Origin of the sequence: Mariniradius saccharolyticus AK6 (assembly GCF_000330725.2) — a bacterium.
In the GTDB taxonomy this organism is placed as follows: Bacteria; Bacteroidota; Bacteroidia; order Cytophagales; family Cyclobacteriaceae; genus Mariniradius; species Mariniradius saccharolyticus.
In genome coordinates this window covers 135,031-154,934 of record NZ_AMZY02000001.1, presented here as the reverse complement: position 1 = coordinate 154,934, position 19,904 = coordinate 135,031, and the positions used below count along the sequence as shown (strand labels likewise).

Sequence of the window (19,904 nt, the reverse complement as noted above, 5' to 3'; positions counted from 1 at the left end):
CGATCGGATTTTGGCTTCCAATTTTAATCCTCGTCTGACTTTGTAATCCAACAACCCAATTTATGGCACGGAATCAGGGTACGGTACTACAATTCGCTTTGCTCGCGGTGCTGATTTTGTCAGTTCAGGCTTTTTCCAGCTGTACGAAGCAATCCACCATTGCGGAACCGTTACGGCATGGGACCGACGTAGATAGCGCCTCACTGTACGTCTGGAGTAAATTGCTGGATAGCGCTGCCTGGAGAAAGAACTATAATTTTCAGATGTTCAGTATCGGGGACGAATTGTGGGTGTTTCACCCTGATGGAACTTGGCGCTCCAAAGATGGGACTTTATGGGAAAAAGCCCCGTTGACCAACGCGATCAAGAACTTGGCCTTTTTGGATTATGTCCAATTCAAGGGCTCGATGTACGGATTGGGGTATTTTGAGGGAAACGTGGAGCGGTTCCAATTTAGGCCTGAGATTTACAAAACCACAGATTTCAAAACTTGGTCAACTTTGGCAAGCGATAGCAACCTGCCGCAGCGGTTTTTTTACCATCCCTTTGTATTTCAAAACAAAATCTGGATCATCGGCGGGGAGGATTCCCGGCGTAAATACGCAGATATAAGGAACTCTGAGGATGGTATCCATTGGGTGAAACAAAAAGACAATCTTCCTTTTGGTGAGCGCAGCGGCAGCCAGGTGGTTCAGTTGGATGGCAAGCTATACCTGTTGGATAACGACGTCTGGATATCCCATGATGGTCTGAATTGGGAACTGGTGACTGAGGAAATCGTCCCGGGAGAGGAAATTTTCGGGTATGCGGCGATGGTCCTGGATGGAAAAATTTGGCTTTTGGGCTGCAACAGGAACGGGCAGTTTTCGAGTCAGGTATTAATCAGTGCGGATGGAAAGCACTGGCAAACACAGCAGGCACCATGGGCACCACGTGGGGGAGTAGCTGCGACGGTGCACAATGGTAAAATCTACATGACCGGCGGGAAATATGGGGGCACACCCAATCACCCTGACTTCAGGTACGACAATGATGTATGGGTACTTGAAAAAAGAGAATCCCAGTAAACCCAAACCGATTTTCAGCAATTTGTACACTCTAAATATATCACGATGCCCTATTCAATCGGTACAAAACAAAACCCCATGGTACTCAAGACGCCACCGCTGACCAGTGAGTACACCATGCATGTGGAGGAAAAGGATGGCAAGCCGGTGTTGGTCTGCACGGTAGGAAAAACTGTCCTCCATTACAATATCGCCTGCATCGACGACCTGCACGCCATGCTCAAACAGCACGGGGATTGGATGGAGTTGGGTAGTGCGGACGAGCAAAAGCCAGCCAAGGAAGGCACTGTCGAGGCTTGGGGTCGCGCCGCATCCAATCCTGTGGGCGGCTGGTACGGACTCAAAAAAGGCCTGAGGGGGAGATTCGGCATGTACATTCCGCCACTGATGGAAGCCCTCGGATTGGCTGAAGTCACCCATGAAGCCAAAGGAAACAGGATGAGGGCGAGGTGATTGGCCCTTTTGCTAGGTTTTTTCAATCGATACATATTGTAGACCGGCTTACTCTGGATAAATTTCGGTCCAGCCAGAGAAGATCAATTTTTCCATTTTTAAATAAATCAAGATGAAAATCACCGCCTTTGCAGGTAGCAACAGTAGCAGGTCCATCAACAAAAAATTGGTTGAATACACCTTGAAGGCCTTTCCGGAATTTGAAATTAAGCTTTTGGATCTCAACGATTTCGAAATGACGATCTATTCAATGGATCGTGAAAAAAATGGCGGAATTCCAGAAAAGGCCTATGAATTTCGCACGCATTTGGCCCAATCCGATGCCATAATCTGCTCCCTCGCCGAGCACAATCGGGCGTATACCGTTGCTTTCAAAAATATCTTTGACTGGTGCAGCCGGATTGATATGAACATTTTCGCCAACAAACCCATGCTGTTGATGAGTACCTCGCCGGGCGGATTTGGAGGGGGAAATGTCATGAACCTTGCCAAGGCCTTCTTTCCAAAATGTGGAGCAAATATCATTGAGACGTTTTCTTTGCCCTCCTTCCATCAAAACTTCCCGGAGGCCGACATCGTGAATGAGGAACTGAAAAAGGAGCATCAAGCAAAAGTGGCTGCGTTCAAAGCTGGGTTGGGGAATGCCTAAAGTTGTCGATTCTTGGACTGTGGTCCTTCATGAGTGACATTTAAGCGAATTGCCCTTTAGGTTTCTTAAAAAGATAGTCGAAAAATCCCGTCGTGTCTCGCTCTTTTGATGAGCCGTTTTCCAAAAAAGAAGGAAAATTGTACGGATAAAAATTTTATATTTGTACGTATATACAACTACAGGATGGATACCAAACTCACTTTAAAACTCGAAAAGGAGGTTATCGAAAAGGCGAAGGAATATGCCTCGGCCCAGAGGAGAAGTTTGTCGAGCTTGGTCGAATCGTATCTCAAGTCCCTTGTCACAAAAGAAAACCCTGAATCTGATCCAGAGATTTCTCCTTATGTGAAAAGTTTGAAAACAGGAGTCAAGGTGCCCGCGAATTTGGATCCGAAGGAGGTTTACAGTGATTTTTTGGCTGAAAAGTATAAATGAAAGACAGGTTATTCCTTGATACAAACATTGTGCTGGACCTGCTTGGCGAACGGGAGCCTTTTTATCTACCGGCCGCAAAAATTGCCACCCTGTCTGATCAAGGGGAAATAGACATCGTAGTTTCCGCGTTGACATATTCCACGGTATACTATGTTCTTTCAAAGTTTGAGGGCAAAGAAGTTGCAAGGGAAAAAGTTCGGAAGTTCAAGGTTTTGGCACAAACGGCTGACCTGACAGATCAAATTATCGACAAAGCGTTTTTGTCAAAGTTCAAGGATTTTGAGGATGCACTGCAATACTATTGTGCCCTTGGCCAGCAATGCAACCTTATCATTACAAGAAACGGAGGGGATTTCAAAAATTCGGAAATTCCGGTTTTGGGACCCGATGAATACCTTAAAAGTCTGCTGGCAAAGTAAGAGCCTTAACTTCACTTTGTCGCTTTCCGATCGAATGTTTTCTGGTACCACGGCCGTTGAAGGCCCAAAACAACGTATTGGCACTCATATAGCATTAAAATGACGAGACTTTCACCATCCACCGCCATCAAAATACTCGTTGGTATTACCGCGGCTGCTATTTTTTTCCATCTTCTGATCCTGGTTCAGATCATCCCATACGACATTACCTGGGGCGGTAGACTGAAATCCGATGCGGAGATGTACGTCTTCGAATCGGTCTCCATCTTGATCAATGGGTTCTATATTTATGTCCTGCTGCAAAAAGGAGATTTCATCCGGCGGACATTTAGCAAAAAGGCCATCAGCACCATCCTATGGATTTTCTTCGCGCTTTTTGTCCTCAATACACTGGGCAATTTGGTAGCCGCAACGAATTTCGAGAAGGGCTTTGCAGTCCTTACCTTGGTGAATGCGGTGCTTTTGTGGATAATCAACCGAGCTCGGGAATAACCGGCTGTTTCAATCGGGAATTGTGAAAAATGCGGGATGACGATGCGTGTTTTTTCCCCATTTTTCCCCAAAACACATTTTTAGTAGGCTGCTTCCAATAATCCGACTTATTTTTGGGACAAATTCGCATGGAATGGAAATCAAGGAAATCGTAGCCGAAATCAAGAAAAGCGGACGGGTTTGTATTTTGGAGGGTAGCGGGCAAATATTGGAACTTATCGCGCCCAATGCCTGGAACATGGAGCAAGACGCCAAGGATGGGGTTTTTCTCTTGTTTGAGATTTTCCAAATAAGGACGATCGCCGAGCCGTTTTCAGAGATTTCCCTCGACATCGTGGAGTTTGCCACGAAGCCAACGATTTACCATTCTCCGGCCAGCAAAATGCTACCCGCAGGTCCCGTCCAGGATGGATTGGTACGCTTTGCCCTGATCAAAAAGGACTTTTGGAACAAACTGTTGTTTGCCTATTCCCAAGCCCTTATCCTTCAGTTTCCCAAGGGAAAAAAGGCCATGTTTGAGACCAAGGAATACTTCCCCCTGCTGAGTGCAGGCACAAAGGAGATGTTTCTTGATGGAGAGGGCTTGGTAAAAATTCTCAAGGCATGAATTTCAAGGAGCAACTCGATCAACAGGAAATATTCGCACGCGTCGGTAGAATCGCCGACCAATTGGGCATGGAAACCTATGTCGTGGGCGGCTATGTCCGTGATCTTATCCTGAACCGTCCCAGCAAGGACATCGACTTCGTCTGTGTAGGTTCGGGCATACAGTTGGCCCATGCGGTAGCAGCGAGTTTTGACAAGCATGTTCCCCTGAATGTTTTCAAGAACTTCGGTACGGCCAATATCCGATTGGATGATTGGGACGTGGAGTTTGTGGGTGCAAGGAGGGAATCCTACCGGCATGACTCGCGCAAGCCGATTGTGGAAGACGGCACGCTGCAGGAAGACCAAGAGCGCCGTGATTTCACGATCAACGCACTCGCTATTTGTGTGAATGCGGCACGCTATGGAGAATTGATTGATCCCTTCGATGGTTTGGGTGATATGAAGCGAAAAATCATCCGCACGCCCACGGATCCCATTATCACCTTTTCCGACGATCCTCTGCGGATGATGCGGGCGATCCGCTTTGCGGCGCAGCTTCATTTCGACATTGAGCCGGAGACCTTCATGGCCATTGTGCATGATGCACACCGGATTCAGATCGTGTCCGCCGAGCGGGTGATCGACGAATTGAACAAGATCATCATGACACCGAAGCCTTCGTATGGCTTCAAGCTGCTATTTGTAAGTAAATTGTTGCAGGAGATTTTTCCTGAAATGGTTGAGCTCCAAGGTGTGGATTCTGTTGGCGATAAGTCCCACAAGGACAATTTCTACCATACGCTGCAGGTGTTGGACAATGTTTCGCAGATGTCTGACAACCTTTGGCTGCGTTGGGCAGCGATACTGCATGATATTGCGAAGCCCGCCACCAAGCGCTTTAATCCGAAAGTCGGATGGACTTTCCACGGGCATGAAGACCGCGGGGCGCGGATGGTTCCGGGGATTTTCCGCAGGCTCAAGTTGCCGATGGACGAGCGGATGAAATATGTCCAAAACCTCGTTCGCCTGCATTTGCGGCCTATTGCGCTCGTGTCGGACAAGGTCACGGATTCGGCTGTTCGGAGATTGCTTTTCGATGCCGGAGATGAAGTGGAGGACCTGATGAAACTTTGCCGGGCGGATATTACCTCCAAAAACAACAACAAGGTGCAGAAGTTTTTGGCCAATTTTGACAAGGTGGAAGCCAAGATGCTGGAGGTGGAGGAGAAAGACCATGTCCGCAATTTTCAACCTCCGGTATCTGGTGAAGAAATCATGGAGATTTTCGGCCTTCCCCCGTCCAAAGCCGTAGGAGACCTCAAAGAACAGATCAAAGAAGCGATCCTTGACGGACAAATTCAGAACAACAAGGGGGAAGCTTTGGACTTATTATATAAATTAGCCGCCCACAAAGGCATTCAAGCGAAAAATTAACCCTATGCAAAGAATCATACTTATCCTGGCTTTCTTCGGCCTATCCGCGACGACCCTGATCGCACAAGACCAAAATGTAGATACAGAAGCCAACAAAAAAGCAAACGATGCCGACCGAAAAGTGTACCAAATGGCCATGCGGTACAACGACCTTGCTGTGGCAAGGATGAAGCTGCATGAACTGATGGAGCGCAATCCTACTAACCTTAGCTATTTGGAGACTTTGGTTTCCCTGTATTTTGAGGCTGGGCAGTACACTTCCGCTGCCGTTTCCGCCTTGGATCTATTGGAGAGGAATGACCAAAGCCTCGTTGGTATCGAAGTGGCGGCGTATTCATTGGAGCAGTTGGGCGCCTTTGACCGTGCGTTGCCACAGTTTGAGAGACATTACCTCTTGACGGGTAATTTGTTCAGCCTTTATAAGACTGCCTATATGCAGTATTCGCTCAACAGGCAGGAGGAAGCGCTCAATTCCATCACCATGATCGTGAAAAATCCAAAATCTTCCGACGAAAAGGTAGGCTTCCCAAAGGCTGACAATACCAACCAAGAAGTCAGTATCAAGGCCGCGGCGCTCAATCTAAAGGGAATGGTTTTCATGTACCAAAAGAACAAAACTGAGGCGCTGCAGGCATTCAACCAGGCTTTGGAATTGGTTCCGGATTTTGAACTTGCCAAGGAAAATGTGAAGGAGGCCCAAAAGCTCTAAACCATCATGAACTTGTTACCCTTCAAGAAACCATCCCCAAAACGGATGGTTTTTTTGTTGATGAAGAAAAGGTTTCCCATCGGTGGAAATCCGAAATATTGACTTAAAGGAATGTCATTGCTTATTAATCCTACATGAACGAATCGGATTTGTTTCTTCAATAACGACAGAATGATTTAGCTATTTTTTGTTTTATAGTATTGATTATCAATTGTTAACTCTGTGATCGGGCGATTAATTTGGAAGCAGGCCTTTGGTTAATTTTTTGTAAACGCGAGGTGTTACAATTCATTTTTTGATAACAGTCGTTTTTAGGTGATCGGTTTTTCGGCCTCTACTTTTGGCGAATTGAAAACCACCTATGAAGCTTCATTTACTTGGATTTGGCGCCTTGGCCTTGTTAAGCCTTGGCTGTAGCCCGGGAGCAAAGGAACAATCCGCTCCCATCAAACCACTCTTTGTTTCCGGTCAAGTCATCCATGATACCGATGATCCGGCAATTTGGATCAACTCAGACAATCCTTCCCAAAGTTTGGTGATAGGCACCGACAAGGACCAAGACGGAGCACTATATGTCTTTGATTTGGAGGGGAAAACAATCGATTCCCTTGTCGTGCGCAATCTCCAGCGTCCCAACAACGTAGATGTGGCTTACGGTCTCAAAATGGGTGACAGAAGACTTGATTTTGCGGTCACAGGAGAGCGGTTTACTTCGAAACTGCGCTTTTACTCATTGCCTGACATGAAGGAAATCCACCCCGGAGGCGTTGAGGTCTACGTCGGGGAGACCGGCGATATGTACCGCGATCTGATGGGTGTGGCGGTTTACCACGATCAGACAAATGACAAACATTATGTATATGCGGGGAGAAAGAATGGCCCAACCGATGGAACCTACCTGTGGCAGTATGAGATCATCACGAGTGACAGTACCTTGGACTTGGCCTTGGTGCGGAAGTTTGGCAAATACAGTGGACAAAAGGAAATCGAGGCCATCGCTGTGGATAACGAACTTGGCTATGTCTACTACAGTGACGAAGGAGTAGGAGTACGAAAATACCATGCCGACCCATCCAAAGGCAACGATGAGTTGGCACTATTTGCGACCGAAGGATTCACGTTGGACCACGAGGGCATTTCGATCTACAAACTCAACGACAAGGAAGGCTATATCCTTGTCTCCGATCAGGAAGCCAATCTTTTTCATGTCTTTCCAAGGGAAGGCGAATCTGGCGATCCCCACAGCCACAAACTCATCACCACGATAGCCACGAGCACGATTTCCAGTGACGGCTCGGAGGTGACGAGCACGGCATTGCCTCCTCACTACCCAAAAGGGCTTTTTGTCGCCATGTCAGATGATAAAACCTTCCAATTCTACCGCTGGGAGGACCTTGCCGGTAACAAATTGAAATCAAAAGAATAGAACAGACTAAACTTAACTTAACCTATATGAAAAAACAAGTACTCTTTCTCACAATCCTGGTCGGTTGGATGAGCATGGCATCTGTGATGGCCCAAGGTGTCATCCGTGGCAAGGTCATCGACGACCAAAACCTATCCCTTCCCGGCGCTAACGTGATTCTGGAAGGTACGGTCAAAGGCTCCGTCACCAACCAGTTGGGGGACTTTGTGATCCTGGATGTTCCCGCTGGCAATTACAAGGTGATTGTCACCTATTTGGGTTACAATTCATCCAGCCGCGAGGTAGCATTGACGGATGGACAAACCTTGGACCTTAGGTTCCAACTTGATCCGGGTACACTGGACGGCGTCGAGGTAATCGTTTTTGGCGATAGACTGAAGGGCCAAGCACGCGCGCTCAACCAACAAAAAACCAATTCCAACATCACCAACATCGTGGCTGCCGATCAAATCGGACGATTCCCAGACGCCAATATCGGCGATGCGATCAAAAGGATCCCTGGAATCACCATGCAAAATGACCAAGGGGAAGCCCGGAACATCATCATCCGCGGGATGGCGCCAGAATTGAATTCTGTCATGATCAATGGGGAAAGGGTTCCTTCTGCAGAAGGTGACAATAGGCGAATCCAAATGGACCTGATTCCGTCCGATATGATCCAGACCATCGAGGTCAACAAGAGTGTACTTCCTGATATGGATGCCGACGCGATTGGCGGTGCGGTGAACTTGGTGACGAGAAAGGCGCCCAACCGACTGCGGGTTTCAGGTACTGCGGCATCCGGTTACAATTTCCTATCCACCAAACCTATCTGGACCGGTGGATTGATCATTGGAGACCGGGTATTCAATGACAAGCTTGGCGTCATTTTCTCGGGCTCCTACAACAACCATAACTTCGGTTCGGACAATTATGAGGCGCAATGGGCAGAAACAGATGATCCCAACAACCCGGTTGTTGTCAACTCTTTTGACATCAGAAAATATGATGTGCAGCGGGTCCGTCGAAGTGCTTCCTTGGCATTGGATTATGAGTTCAACCGCAACCACAGCATCATCCTCAATACCATGTACAATTGGAGGGATGACTGGGAAAGCAGGTATCGTTTCCGTGTGGACCGGACCGACCTTCCTTTTGGAACCGGGAATTTTACCCAGATCGAGCCAAACCTATTCCAGATGCGCGGCAGGACCGCCATCCAAACCAAAGGAGGTATCGACAATGACCGCGTGAGAAATACAAGGTTGGAGGACCAACGGGTGGTGAATGCGACGCTGTCCGGTAGCCACCTTTTCAATAGGTTGAAAATGACTTGGAATGCAACCTACGCCAAGGCTTCAGAAGACAGACCTAACGAACGTTATATTACCCACAGGGGAAATGCCGATGTAATTCTTGATATACGTGACCCATTCAAAGTCCTCACCTCGCTGGTCAATGAAGACAGTAGATTGGGACTTGGATTGAACGAAATCTATGAATCCAACAACAATACCTACGAAGAGGATTTCAATTCCCGATTGGATTTTGCCTTGCCATATGCTGGCAACAAAGGATTGCTGAAATTTGGCGGTAGGCTCCGTGAGAAATACAAGCAGCGCACGGACTCGTATGATGTGTATGATCCGATTGTCGATCTAGGAACCGATGGCAACAGACTTGGTGGACTTCCAACCAGTTTGCAAAACGACCGGGTTTTCCTCAACGGCCCACAGTACGTACCAGGAAGGTTTGTCACCAAGGAGTTTTTGGGTGGCTTAGACCTTTACAATGAAAGCCTTTTTGACTATGAGGATGCCGTGGGTGAATACATCACGGGTAACTATGAGGCTTCGGAAAGAATCACGGCGGGGTATGTGATGACGGACTACCAATTCAATCCCAAGCTTTCTGCCATATTCGGTTTGCGTCTGGAAAATACCAACCTGGAATACAGAGGCTATGAATTTGATGAGGATAACGGTACGTTCCAACAATCAGCCACAGTTTCCGACAACTACAACAACTTCATGCCAGGTGCGCATTTCAAATATGATTTGAAGGAAAATCAGATTGTCCGTTTGGCTTGGGCCAATACCATCGCCCGTCCAAATTACTTCGACTTGGTGCCGTACGCGATTTTCAGCCCGGACAACCAGACTTTGCAGCGCGGTAATCCCAACTTGGTGCCAACCACATCCATGAACTTTGACCTGATGTACGAGCATTACTACAAGTCGGTGGGTGTGTTTTCGGCAGGCGGTTTTTACAAGGATGTCGACAACTTTATCTACCAAAAAACCCAATTGAACATCAACGATCCCGATTTCGGGCAATTGCTGGAGTCAACCCGTCCGGAAAACGGTGGTACCGCCAATGTTTACGGATTTGAAACGTCGATCCAAAGGCAATTTGACTTCTTGCCAGGCATATGGAAGGGATTGGGGATTTTCGCGAATTACACCTTTACCGATTCAAGGACAACTGGTATTCAAGAGCGTGAAAACGACAACCTGAAGCTCCCAGGAACGGCTCGAAACATGTTCAATGCTTCCCTTTCTTTTGAGACTGAAAAAATCGTATTGAGAGTTTCCGTCAACCATGCCAGTGGTTATTTGGATGAAGTGGGAAGCTCAACTTTCGACGACTTCTACTATGACCGTCAGACTTTCCTCGATGTGAATGCCTCCTATGCGATCACCAAAAACTGGAGATTCTTTGCCGAAGCCAACAACTTGACAAATCAGCCCTTGCGCTACTACCAAGGAATCAGGCCACGTACCGCACAGGAAGAATACTACAATGTGCGGATGAACTTCGGTGTGAAGTTTGACCTGTTTGATTGATACAAATAAAAAAAGCAGCCGAATTATGGCTGCTTATCAAAAGGCCCGACAGGTTTCAAAAAGCCGTCGGGCTTTTTTTTGCCTTTAAGGTTTCAAGAAAAACCGCATTTTCTGCTTGCCTATTCCGCCAAGCCCGACGTAGAACTTGATTGCGCGGGCATTGAATTCGGGTGTTTGCCATTGGATATTGACACAGTTTTTTTCCCGGGCAACTTTGCGGATGCGCTCCATGATATCCGCGCCGATACCCATACTGCGGCAATTCTCGTTGAGATACAGGCAATCCATATACAAGAACGGCGCTGCATCCCAAGTCGAAAAGTCGAATGTGAACGAGGCAAAACCCTCAGCTTTTCCCTCAATATCCACGATCCAGCAGTTCAATCTTTTGTTCGGGCGAAAAATTGCCTCGCGAAGTCCTTCCGCTTTTCCCTCCGGATCGTATTCCGCCCTTTCATAGGCGGCATGGTCCGCACAGAGTTGGACTAATGCGGGGAGGTCCTTTTCTTCACAGGGTCTGATGACGTATTTCATTGGTTATGTTAGGCTTGGTGAAAGATCAGTTTAGGGTGGTAAAATGGCCAAAAAAATTGACTTCCTGAAAAAGAACTGTCCAAACTTTATCAAGGGTAGTAGAGGGGATAAACAAAGTAATAGAACATCAAACCGGAAAAGATGCTGGCAATCACAAAGCTAATCAACAGGATTTTTCCGTATTGGAGTACCTGACGCACCTTGCCGTCTTTTTCCTGCACAATCTTACTGGTTCCCGGAATATACCCCTGCACCAAGGCTAGTGTGGTCATAAAATAGGATACTAGCAGAAAAAGGATACTGAAAAATATCTCGATCACTTGAATTTTCGTCTTGATTGGAAAGTAATATATTTTTGAAAGAACCTGAATGCCAAGCTAAAAACTTCACAATTTCTTAATGGAGTATTTTTCCAATGATTGATTCGGCAGTGCGGCAAATCATGGATTTTCCCAGATATCATTCAATCAGTAATTTTGATTCACTCCTTTGGTGACCGCCTGCTGCCGACAAAAAGTCTAGCTTGCGAAGATTCGCCAGTTGGCAGAATCACGTATATTTGAATAGCGTCTGATTTAGAAATTAGCCATTATCAAAAAGTTTATCCGCATTTTTTTCAAAACCTTGGGAATCAGTCTTGCAGTAATCTTGCTGTTGCTGATTGGCGTTTTCTTTTTCATAAGAAGTCCTTGGGGTCAAGAAATTATCGTTCAAAAGGCCACCAAGTTTGTCTCCAGAAAAACCGGCACCACAGTTTCCTTAGATCATTTGTTTATCACGTTTCGAGGAAATATTTATTTAGAGGGACTTTTTTTAGATGATTATCAGGGTGATACGCTCGCCTATGTCAAGGAACTTGAAACGGGCATTGCGTTGATGCCGCTAATTCGAGAAGGGTCCATCCATGTTTCGCGGGTAGATTTGGAAGGACTACACGCCAATATTGCAGTGGACAGTGTTTCCGGTAAGTTCAATTTTGATTTTTTGATCGAGGCCTTTGTCAGTCCGGATACGGCAAAAGTCGAGAAGGAACCAAGTCCATTTCCTGATATCCAGCTTGGTCCAATTGATCTTCGGGATGTACGGTTTGCCTATTTCGATGGAGCGGGAGGGATGGATTTAAAGGCCAACTGGAACCGGGTCCAACTCGATATCGGTAAACTTGACCTCAATCGGATGGATTTCGCTGTCAGCAAGGCGGAGATCGACAAGGCAGATATCAGTTTCGTCCAGCGTTTTTACCAAGCTTCCGAGCCAGACACAGCGACAGAAGCTGTTCCTTTACCAATGGTGGTTCTTGAAAAACTTGATGTCACGCAGTCCAAATTCCAATATCATTCCGTCCCAGACGCCATTATGGCGAATGTTGATCTCGGTACCCTTCAACTTTCACTTCCCGAGGCCAATCTTGAAGACCAAAAAATCCTTCTCCGTTCCTTTTTGCTAAAGGACACAGACATCGCGTTGCAGATGGATCAGCAAACTCCGCCACAGGCTGCATCAGTCAGTTCTGAACCTGCGCCCTTTTCGTGGCCTGAGTGGTGGCTCGAGGTCGGGAGTTTCGAGATTCAAAATTCAAACATCAAATTCACTTCGGGTTCTCCTCGTCTCGTTCCCGGTCTTTTTAATGCAGATGCCGTCGAACTATCCAACCTCGAACTCGGACTGAATAACCTTTATCTCAAAGACCAACAATTGCGGGGAAATTTGGATGGAATATCCTTCCAGGAACGCAGTGGGTTACAGTTGCAGCGGTTCTCCGTCAATCTGGGAATGGACGACCGCTCGCTTAGTTTGAACGATTTGCGGGCAGAAAGCAACGAATCAAGATTGGCGGGAAGCTTTTCCTTGGATTATCAATCTTTGGCCGCTTTGATCGAAAATCCCGAAAAGGCGGCGTTTTCGATCGATCTGGAAAATGCCCAAACACGCGGTGCTGAGGCCTTGTTTTTTGCGCCCGAATTGGCGAGGGACAGCTATTTCAAGGAGTTTATGAAAAATGGCATCCGCGCTTCCGGAAAGGTGAGCGGAAACCAAAACAGGATTTCGATCCCGAGATTTGACTTGGGCTATGGGCGTGAGACCACGCTTCATATCGGAAATACGAGCATTGTACAGTGGATGCAACCAGAGAAAATCAAAGTTTCCGCGCCGGATTTTAGATTTCGTACCAAAGGACGAGTCTTGGATCCTTTTTTGGATGTATATGATTTTCAAATTCCCGAGGATATTTCCCTTACCGCAAATGTCGTAGGGGATATTGAGAAAGGAACGGCTGATCTCGCCTTGGAGACCAGTGACGGAGATGTGTTTTTTGAAGGGAAACTCCTCAATGGTGGAATCTACGAGTTGAATTCCCAGCTGCGCGTCGTAGACCTGGATTTTGGGAAGATATTATCAATCCCTGATTTTTCGCCTATCACCATGGAGACGAGTCTTGTTGGCAAGGGAAGTACCTTGTATGACTTGGAAGGTAGGCTGGGTGTGGCTTTTGAGCGTTTGGAATTCAAGGGAAAAGATTTATCCGACTTGGTTTTGCGCATTGATGCCAAAGACACCCTAGCCAATTTGACTTTGGCTTTGGCCGAGGATTTTTTGGATGTGGCATTGGGAGCCGCGATCCGGTATGACACGTTGAATCCCGCCATGGATATGGAGTTGGACCTCAAGATGCTGGACCTGAATGCCTTGGGGCTTGTCAAGCAAAATATCCAAATGGGATTCAAGCTTCAGGGACAAGTTTCGGGATTGCTGGACGATTTGCGACTGATGGTCCAAACAAGCGAGGGGTCCTTTCAGACTGACCGTAAGTCATACCCTATGGGCGATATCCGGCTTGAGGCCCGTGTAGCGACTTTGGAAACTGATGTGAAGCTGCTTTCGGATTTTCTCTGGGGGAATCTGAACGTGGAGGGAGAATTGGCCCAATTAGCACCTTCGCTTACCCGCTATTTTGAGTATCAGATTTTGGGCAAAGCTTATGAAGTCGATACATTGGATATCAAGGCATTAGCAAAAATCGACTTCCGGTCCACACCTTTTCTTGACCAGCTATTCCTGCCTGATTTGCAGGGAATGGACACGGTGCATATTGATTTGGCTTACGATGCGAAGCGCCGGGATTTTCGCTCGAGTGTTGAACTCCTGTGGGCGCAGTACCTCGATGCACGATTGGATAGCTTTGATGTTGAAATTATAGGGACAGGGGATTTGCTGGCAGTTGATTTGGGTTTCAAAAAACTGGAATATAGCCCGATCTCCATGGATCTCACGGGATTTGAGGCGGATTTCAGGCAGGGTAATGGCGAATTGTCTTTCTTTTCCAAACAAGGTGAAACACTTTATAACCAAATAGCAGCTGAATTGGAATTCAAAGGAGACACGGTGGCCCTGCGGGTGACATCGGAGGGATTGGTATTTAACAAGGAACCCTGGAAAACGCCCATCGACAATGAGGTCATATACGCTCCGAAATACCTTTCGATCCAGAATTTCAATTTTACCAATGAAGCACAACGTATTGGCTTTTTGACCGACGATCCCAAAATCCTCGAGCCACACATTGCGCTTGAGTTCGAAAACTACGATATCAATACGCTCATTGGTTTTCTAAATCCAGATGAGCCTTTGGCTAAGGGAATCGTGAATGGTGAGATTGCAGGCATCGATCCTTTCAGGGAGCTGGGTCTACTTGCAGATATGGATATTAGGGATTTTGAGGTCTTATCAGTACCACTCGGACGCTTGGATTTGGGTGCGCAGGCGAGTAGTCTGAAATCCTATGATTTTAACCTGGCCTTGAAAGAAGGAAAAATCGATCTCGATATATTGGGTGCACTCACAGCGGATACAGTAAGTACAAACCTTGACCTCCGGGTGAACCTGAATGCCCTTCAGGTTTCATTGTTGGAAATCCTTACGGATTCAGCCATTCGTGAGGGAAAAGGAATTATCACCGGTGATATCAAGATCGATGGGTCCATCCAGGCTCCAAGGTACGCGGGAGAGCTTCGGTTCAAGGATGCAGGCCTATTGGTCTCCGAATTGAATACACGTTTCTCGATGCAGGATGAGGTTTTCCGCATGGACAATGCCAAGTTTGTATTCGATGATTTTACCATCAAAGACGAAGTGGGGGACGCTTTTGTCATTGACGGAAATATCGACACGAGCGATCCAACCAATCCTTCCTTGGACCTGAGTCTAAACACGAAGGAATTCCAAGTCATGAATTCGACCCGCAAGGACAGCGATTTGTTTTTTGGCCATGCGACAGTTGATCTGGACATGAAGATCGGAGGAACGGTCAATCTCCCCGTGGTCAACATGCAATTGAAAGTCAACGAGGGTACCGAAATCAGCTTTATTGTACCCGAAGACCAAGTGGACATGGTCGAGCGGACCGGCGTGGTACTTTTTGTCAACCAAAAGGATCCATATGACATCCTTTACAAGCGGGAAGGTGATTTTAGGACTAAAGGCCTGACGGGATATGATGTCCATGCCAACCTTCGTGTGGATCCCAAAACAGTTTTTAACCTTATTGTGGACGAGAGGACAGGGGATAACCTGCGCCTGCAGGGAGAGGCAGACTTGAATATGGTGATGAACCCTAACGGGGATATCTCGCTCTCGGGTCGATATCAAGTCGGCAGCGGGCATTATGAGATGAACCTGTTTGGTTTGGTCAACAGGCGTTTTGAATTGGCGGAGGGAAGTACCGTGGTTTGGACTGGTGAACCTATGCTGGCCAAGCTCGATCTTCGCGCTATTTACAATGTCCGGACTTCTGCCGCCGAGCTGATGCAGGCCCAACTTTCTGGAACGACCAACGATACGCGGAGCCAATTCCGTCAGGTACTTCCATTCATGGTTTACCTGAATGTCGAAGGAGAAATCCTGAAGCCAGAGATATCCTTTGCCCTTGACATGGCAGAGAATGAAAGGGGTGCTTTTGGCGGCAGTGTCTATGGCACGATTCAGCAAATTAATGAGAAGGATGACGAATTGACCAAGCAGGTGTTTTCCCTCTTGGTGCTGAATCAGTTCTTCCCAGTTATGGGCAATGACGGTTCGGGCGGTGGCTCGGTCAATTTGGCCAGGTCATCCGTTAGCCAAGTGCTTTCCAGTCAGCTTAATGCACTTTCGGATAAGCTGTTTGGCAACTCGGGCTTCTCCGTGGATTTCAACTTGGATTCCTATCAGGATTTCCAGTCCGGGACAGGAGAGGACCGGACGCAGCTCAGCGTAGCGGCGAAGCAATCGCTTTTCGATGATCGCTTGGTAATATCCGTAGGGGGGCAGATGGACGTCGAGGGCGGTAACCAACAGACCAACCAAGGAGAGGCAATGTTTGGGGACGTGAGCGTCGAGTATCTCCTTGACACCAGGGGCAAATGGCGGGCCAAGGCCTACCGGAAAAACACTTTCGAATCCGTCATAGACGGTCAATTGATCGTCACAGGGGTATCCTTCATTTTCAATAAGGAGTTCAATGAGTTCATCGACCTGTGGCGAAAGTCGGCGCAGGAAGCCCTGCTGGAAGAAGAGGAAAAGAAACGCAGGGAAACTAGGAAGGAACGAAAAAAAACCAAGAAGCAAGAACAATGAGAAATACGGTAACCATCCTATTCGTTTTTGCCCTGTTGCTCCAGTTTTCCTGTAGCGTGAAGAAATTTATTCCCGAAGGAGAAAAACTGTACACCGGTTACAATTTGGATTTTGAAGTTCCATTGGAAAAAAGGGAGAAAGCTACCCTGCAGGCTGAAGTCGAGTCATTGATTAAGCCCTCACCCAACGGCAAACTCCTGGGAACGAGATTCGGACTTTGGGCACACTACAAGGGGCAGAAGGATAAGCCGGGATTTATCAACCGCTTTCTCAACAAGCGTTTTGGAGAGGCGCCTGTCTACCTGAGCAATATTCAGCCGGATAGAACTTTGGGCGTAATCATGAACCGGCTTGAAAACAAGGGATACTTTTTTGGAGAATCTTCCAACGCCGTTGTTGAGAATGGGAAATTTGCTTCGGTGCATTACAATATCACCTTGGGTCAGCCTTATGTGCTGGAGACTTACCAACTGCTGCAGGATTCCTTGGAAGTCATGCAGGTGATCCACCGCAACCTCGCAAACACTGAGATGGTAAAGGGTACCCGTCTGGATTTGGACTTGCTTAAGGAGGAGCGGACACGCATTGACCAGGAACTCAAGGCCATGGGCTACTACAACTTCAACCCCGACCTTTTGATCTTCGAGGCTGACACCAACCAATATCCCGATCGGCGATTTGATTTGTACCTGCGCTTCAAGGGTGACGCCCCGGAGAAATCCAAATTCCCCTACACCATCCGTGACATCAAGGTGTTTCCGAATTATTCGATCAATGCGGACAAAGCGAGTGCCGACACCGTGATTGTCAACGACATAGACTTTATTCAGGACGAGTTGTTTTTCAGGCCGGAATTGTTGGAGAAATATATCCTGTTTAAAAACGGCACCTTGTTCAACCCACAGATTTCACGGACCACCTCGGGAAGGCTTTCCGCCATTGGCAATTTCCGCTACGTGAATATTTCTTTTGATGAAGCCGATTCGGTACGGAGTGAGGATGGTACCTATCCGCTCAACGCCCGAATCCTACTTTCCCCACTCAACAAACGGGCCCTGCGTGCCGAGATCCAAGGAGTAACCAAGTCCAACAGCTTTGTTGGGCCAGCCTTGATACTGAATTACCAAAATCGCAACATTTTCAAAGGAGGGGAAATCTTCCAGCTCACTGGGAAATTGGGCTATGAGCAGCAGATCCTCTCGGGAGAGCGGGAAGCGCAGCAGTCAATCGAACTCGGGTTTAACGCATCTTTGATTTTTCCGAGGGTGATTTTCCCGGGTTCGGTTACGGACAGATTCAAGTTTTCCATTCCAAAAACAAGGGTATCTCTTGGTTTGGAATATCAGAAGCGCACCGACCTATACCTGATCAACACCTACAATGCGTCTTTTGGTTATTTCTGGAATGTCAATCGATATGTGTTGCACGAATTCAATCCCATTAGTTTGAGCGTCGTCAACCTCAGAAGCACGACGCCTGAGTTTGATGAGATTTTGGAACAGAATCCCTTTTTGCGCCGAAGCTTTGAGCAGCAGTTCATCGCCGGGATGAATTACACCTTTAACTACAACCAACTCGTGGACAAAGAAAGGCGGAATCCGATCTTTTTTGCCGCATCGTTGGATTTGGCAGGGAATGGATTTGGACTCGTCAATGAGCTGACAAACAGCAATACCCCCGGCTTTATTTTTGGCTTGGAGTATGCCCAATACGTCAAAGGGGACGTGGACCTGCGGTTTTTCCACAAGTTTTCAAAAGAAGTAGTGTTCGCCAGCCGCTTATACGGTGGCTTGGGTGTGCCATTGGGGCGTTCGGTCTCGCTTCCATTTGTTAAGCAGTTTTTCGCTGGCGGTCCCAACTCAGTCCGGGCATTCAGGATACGTGCCTTGGGTCCCGGTACTTATATTCCCGAAGCAGCCAACACAAGCGGTTTTTTTGACCAGGCGGGTGATATCAGAATGGAAGGAAATGTGGAATTGCGCTTTCCTATTAACAAATACTTGAAGGGCGCATTCTTTGCCGATGCTGGTAACATATGGTTGTGGAATGACAACGAGGCCCTGCCTGGCGGACAGTTTTCAAAAGACTGGGCAAAGGAGCTTGGTGTTGGTGCAGGATTGGGATTAAGGGTCGATATTCAATTGTTTGTATTGCGTTTTGATTTGGCCTTTCCTGTCCGTAAACCTTGGCTGCCGGAAGATGACCGCTGGCTTTCCGATTTTAATGTTTTTGATAGCGCTTGGCGCAGAGAAAATATGGTCCTCAATTTTGCTATCGGTTATCCATTCTAGTCTTTTTCCTAAATTCGAGTTTTTGTATCGGGGAGTTTTTTGAAGGAAAATATTGGCAACCTAGATTGGCGACTATGGTAGCAAATTCCGGTTGATTTCCATCGTCCCTTGATCAAAATCAAAAAAGCTGGAATTGGACGGAAACGTCTAAATCCCAATCTGATTTTCGGTTATTTTTAAATCTAGCCTTCGGCTTGCACCAGTTGATTAACGGTTAAATCGGAGTACAAAATATGGCTATTCCACGGACTAATGGTAGGAAATTAGCTTACATTTGATTTCTCAAAATATTTTCAATCAAATCAATCAATAACTATGAAGAAGTTAATTTTCGCGGCAACTCTTGTGCTGATTTTCGCCAATTTTTCACTGTCAAATGAGGCCAATGCCCAATCCAACAAGGAAGAGGTCGAGTTTATCCAATCCATTTTTGGCATGGAAAAGAAACAGGCTGTTGCAGGGTTTCTAAACCTGCCGCCAAGCGACCCATTTTGGGTTCTCTATGACGAGTATGAGACCCAAAGAAAAGCGTTGGGAGCCGAACGCATCAAGGCAATTGAAGACTATGCAAAGGTGTACAGCAACATGCAGGACGCTGATTTCGATAAGGTTGTAGCAAACATGAATTCCTTAAGAAGCAAGAATGACAAACTGATCGATACTTATTATAAAAAGATCAGAAAAGCATCTGGGTCAAAGGTTGCTGCGCAATTTTATCAAATCGAGGAGTATATCCTGAGCGAAATCAGGGCTGCAATCCTAGGGTCACTTCCGTTCATTGGCGAACTTGACTAATAGCTTCCGGAAATGAGCATTCTTGAAAACCCGTTTTGTCCTAAGGCGGGTTTTCAAGTAAAAGGACTGTTCATTTTAACATCGTTATGTGCAGAGATCGGGATTTGTGTCTGACGGACATTACGATTTGATTTCATCAACCCCGCCTGGGGCAATGCCGAAATTTTTACTGAAGAT

16 protein-coding genes are annotated in these 19,904 nt (G+C 47.0%); 14 read left to right on the top strand and 2 right to left on the bottom strand.

Going from position 1 to position 19,904, the window contains the following annotated elements:
- Positions 1-62: 62 nt before the first annotated feature.
- The 11 genes from C943_RS00685 to C943_RS00635 all read left to right on the top strand — a co-directional run bounded on the left by C943_RS00685 (position 63) and on the right by C943_RS00635 (position 10,497).
- Positions 63-1,067: a DUF6242 domain-containing protein gene (locus C943_RS00685; protein ID WP_040478389.1), complete on the top strand. Its 1,005-nt coding sequence runs from the start codon at positions 63-65 to the stop codon at positions 1,065-1,067.
- A 45-nt stretch (positions 1,068-1,112) separates the two neighbouring features.
- Positions 1,113-1,520 carry a DUF6855 family protein gene (locus C943_RS00680; protein WP_008623359.1) on the top strand — a complete coding sequence of 136 codons (408 nt, stop codon included), beginning with the start codon at positions 1,113-1,115 and terminating at the stop codon, positions 1,518-1,520.
- 112 nt (positions 1,521-1,632) lie between these two features.
- Positions 1,633-2,169, top strand: a complete 537-nt coding sequence (locus tag C943_RS00675; RefSeq protein ID WP_008623357.1) for an NADPH-dependent FMN reductase — start codon at positions 1,633-1,635, stop codon at positions 2,167-2,169.
- Positions 2,170-2,352: 183 nt separating this feature from the next.
- Positions 2,353-2,604: a DUF6364 family protein gene (locus C943_RS00670; protein ID WP_008623356.1), complete on the top strand. Its 252-nt coding sequence runs from the start codon at positions 2,353-2,355 to the stop codon at positions 2,602-2,604.
- Entirely contained in the window at positions 2,601-3,023 is a 423-nt protein-coding gene (locus C943_RS00665; protein ID WP_008623355.1) for a type II toxin-antitoxin system VapC family toxin, read from the top strand. Before C943_RS00670 ends, C943_RS00665 begins: the two co-directional genes overlap by 4 nt.
- Positions 3,024-3,122: 99 nt before the next feature.
- Entirely contained in the window at positions 3,123-3,515 is a 393-nt protein-coding gene (locus C943_RS00660; protein WP_040478387.1) for a hypothetical protein, read from the top strand.
- Between the two features lie 133 nt (positions 3,516-3,648).
- Positions 3,649-4,122 (top strand): hypothetical protein, encoded by a 474-nt coding sequence (locus tag C943_RS00655; protein WP_008623352.1) that lies wholly within the window; start codon positions 3,649-3,651, stop codon positions 4,120-4,122.
- Entirely contained in the window at positions 4,119-5,537 is a 1,419-nt protein-coding gene (locus tag C943_RS00650; protein ID WP_008623351.1) for a CCA tRNA nucleotidyltransferase, read from the top strand. The genes C943_RS00655 and C943_RS00650 overlap by 4 nt, the downstream gene beginning before the upstream one ends.
- A 4-nt stretch (positions 5,538-5,541) precedes the next feature.
- Positions 5,542-6,246: a tetratricopeptide repeat protein gene (locus C943_RS00645; protein WP_008623348.1), complete on the top strand. Its 705-nt coding sequence runs from the start codon at positions 5,542-5,544 to the stop codon at positions 6,244-6,246.
- Between the two features lie 361 nt (positions 6,247-6,607).
- Entirely contained in the window at positions 6,608-7,672 is a 1,065-nt protein-coding gene (locus C943_RS00640) for a phytase (RefSeq protein WP_008623345.1), read from the top strand.
- 26 nt (positions 7,673-7,698) lie between these two features.
- On the top strand, positions 7,699-10,497 hold the full coding sequence (locus C943_RS00635; RefSeq protein WP_008623343.1) for a TonB-dependent receptor: 2,799 nt from the start codon (positions 7,699-7,701) through the stop codon (positions 10,495-10,497).
- Between the two features lie 84 nt (positions 10,498-10,581).
- On the opposite strand, the gene C943_RS00630 is transcribed toward C943_RS00635, so the two are convergent.
- Together C943_RS00630 and C943_RS00625 are read right to left on the bottom strand one after the other, a co-directional pair.
- On the bottom strand, positions 10,582-11,031 hold the full coding sequence (locus C943_RS00630) for a GNAT family N-acetyltransferase (RefSeq protein ID WP_008623342.1): 450 nt from the start codon (positions 11,029-11,031) through the stop codon (positions 10,582-10,584).
- A gap of 89 nt (positions 11,032-11,120) precedes the next feature.
- On the bottom strand, positions 11,121-11,303 hold the full coding sequence (locus C943_RS00625; protein WP_157198371.1) for a hypothetical protein: 183 nt from the start codon (positions 11,301-11,303) through the stop codon (positions 11,121-11,123).
- A gap of 352 nt (positions 11,304-11,655) precedes the next feature.
- Between C943_RS00625 and C943_RS00620 the strand changes: the two genes are divergently transcribed.
- The 3 genes from C943_RS00620 to C943_RS00610 all read left to right on the top strand — a co-directional run bounded on the left by C943_RS00620 (position 11,656) and on the right by C943_RS00610 (position 19,727).
- A complete protein-coding gene (locus C943_RS00620) occupies positions 11,656-16,641 on the top strand; it encodes a translocation/assembly module TamB domain-containing protein (protein WP_051069454.1) in 4,986 nt (1,661 codons plus the stop codon).
- On the top strand, positions 16,638-18,932 hold the full coding sequence (tamL, locus tag C943_RS00615) for a translocation and assembly module lipoprotein TamL (protein WP_008623338.1): 2,295 nt from the start codon (positions 16,638-16,640) through the stop codon (positions 18,930-18,932). Before C943_RS00620 ends, tamL begins: the two co-directional genes overlap by 4 nt.
- A gap of 315 nt (positions 18,933-19,247) precedes the next feature.
- The gene (locus C943_RS00610; RefSeq protein WP_008623336.1) at positions 19,248-19,727 is read left to right on the top strand and encodes a hypothetical protein; all 480 of its coding nucleotides are present in this window, start codon (positions 19,248-19,250) and stop codon (positions 19,725-19,727) included.
- Positions 19,728-19,904 lie beyond the last annotated feature (177 nt).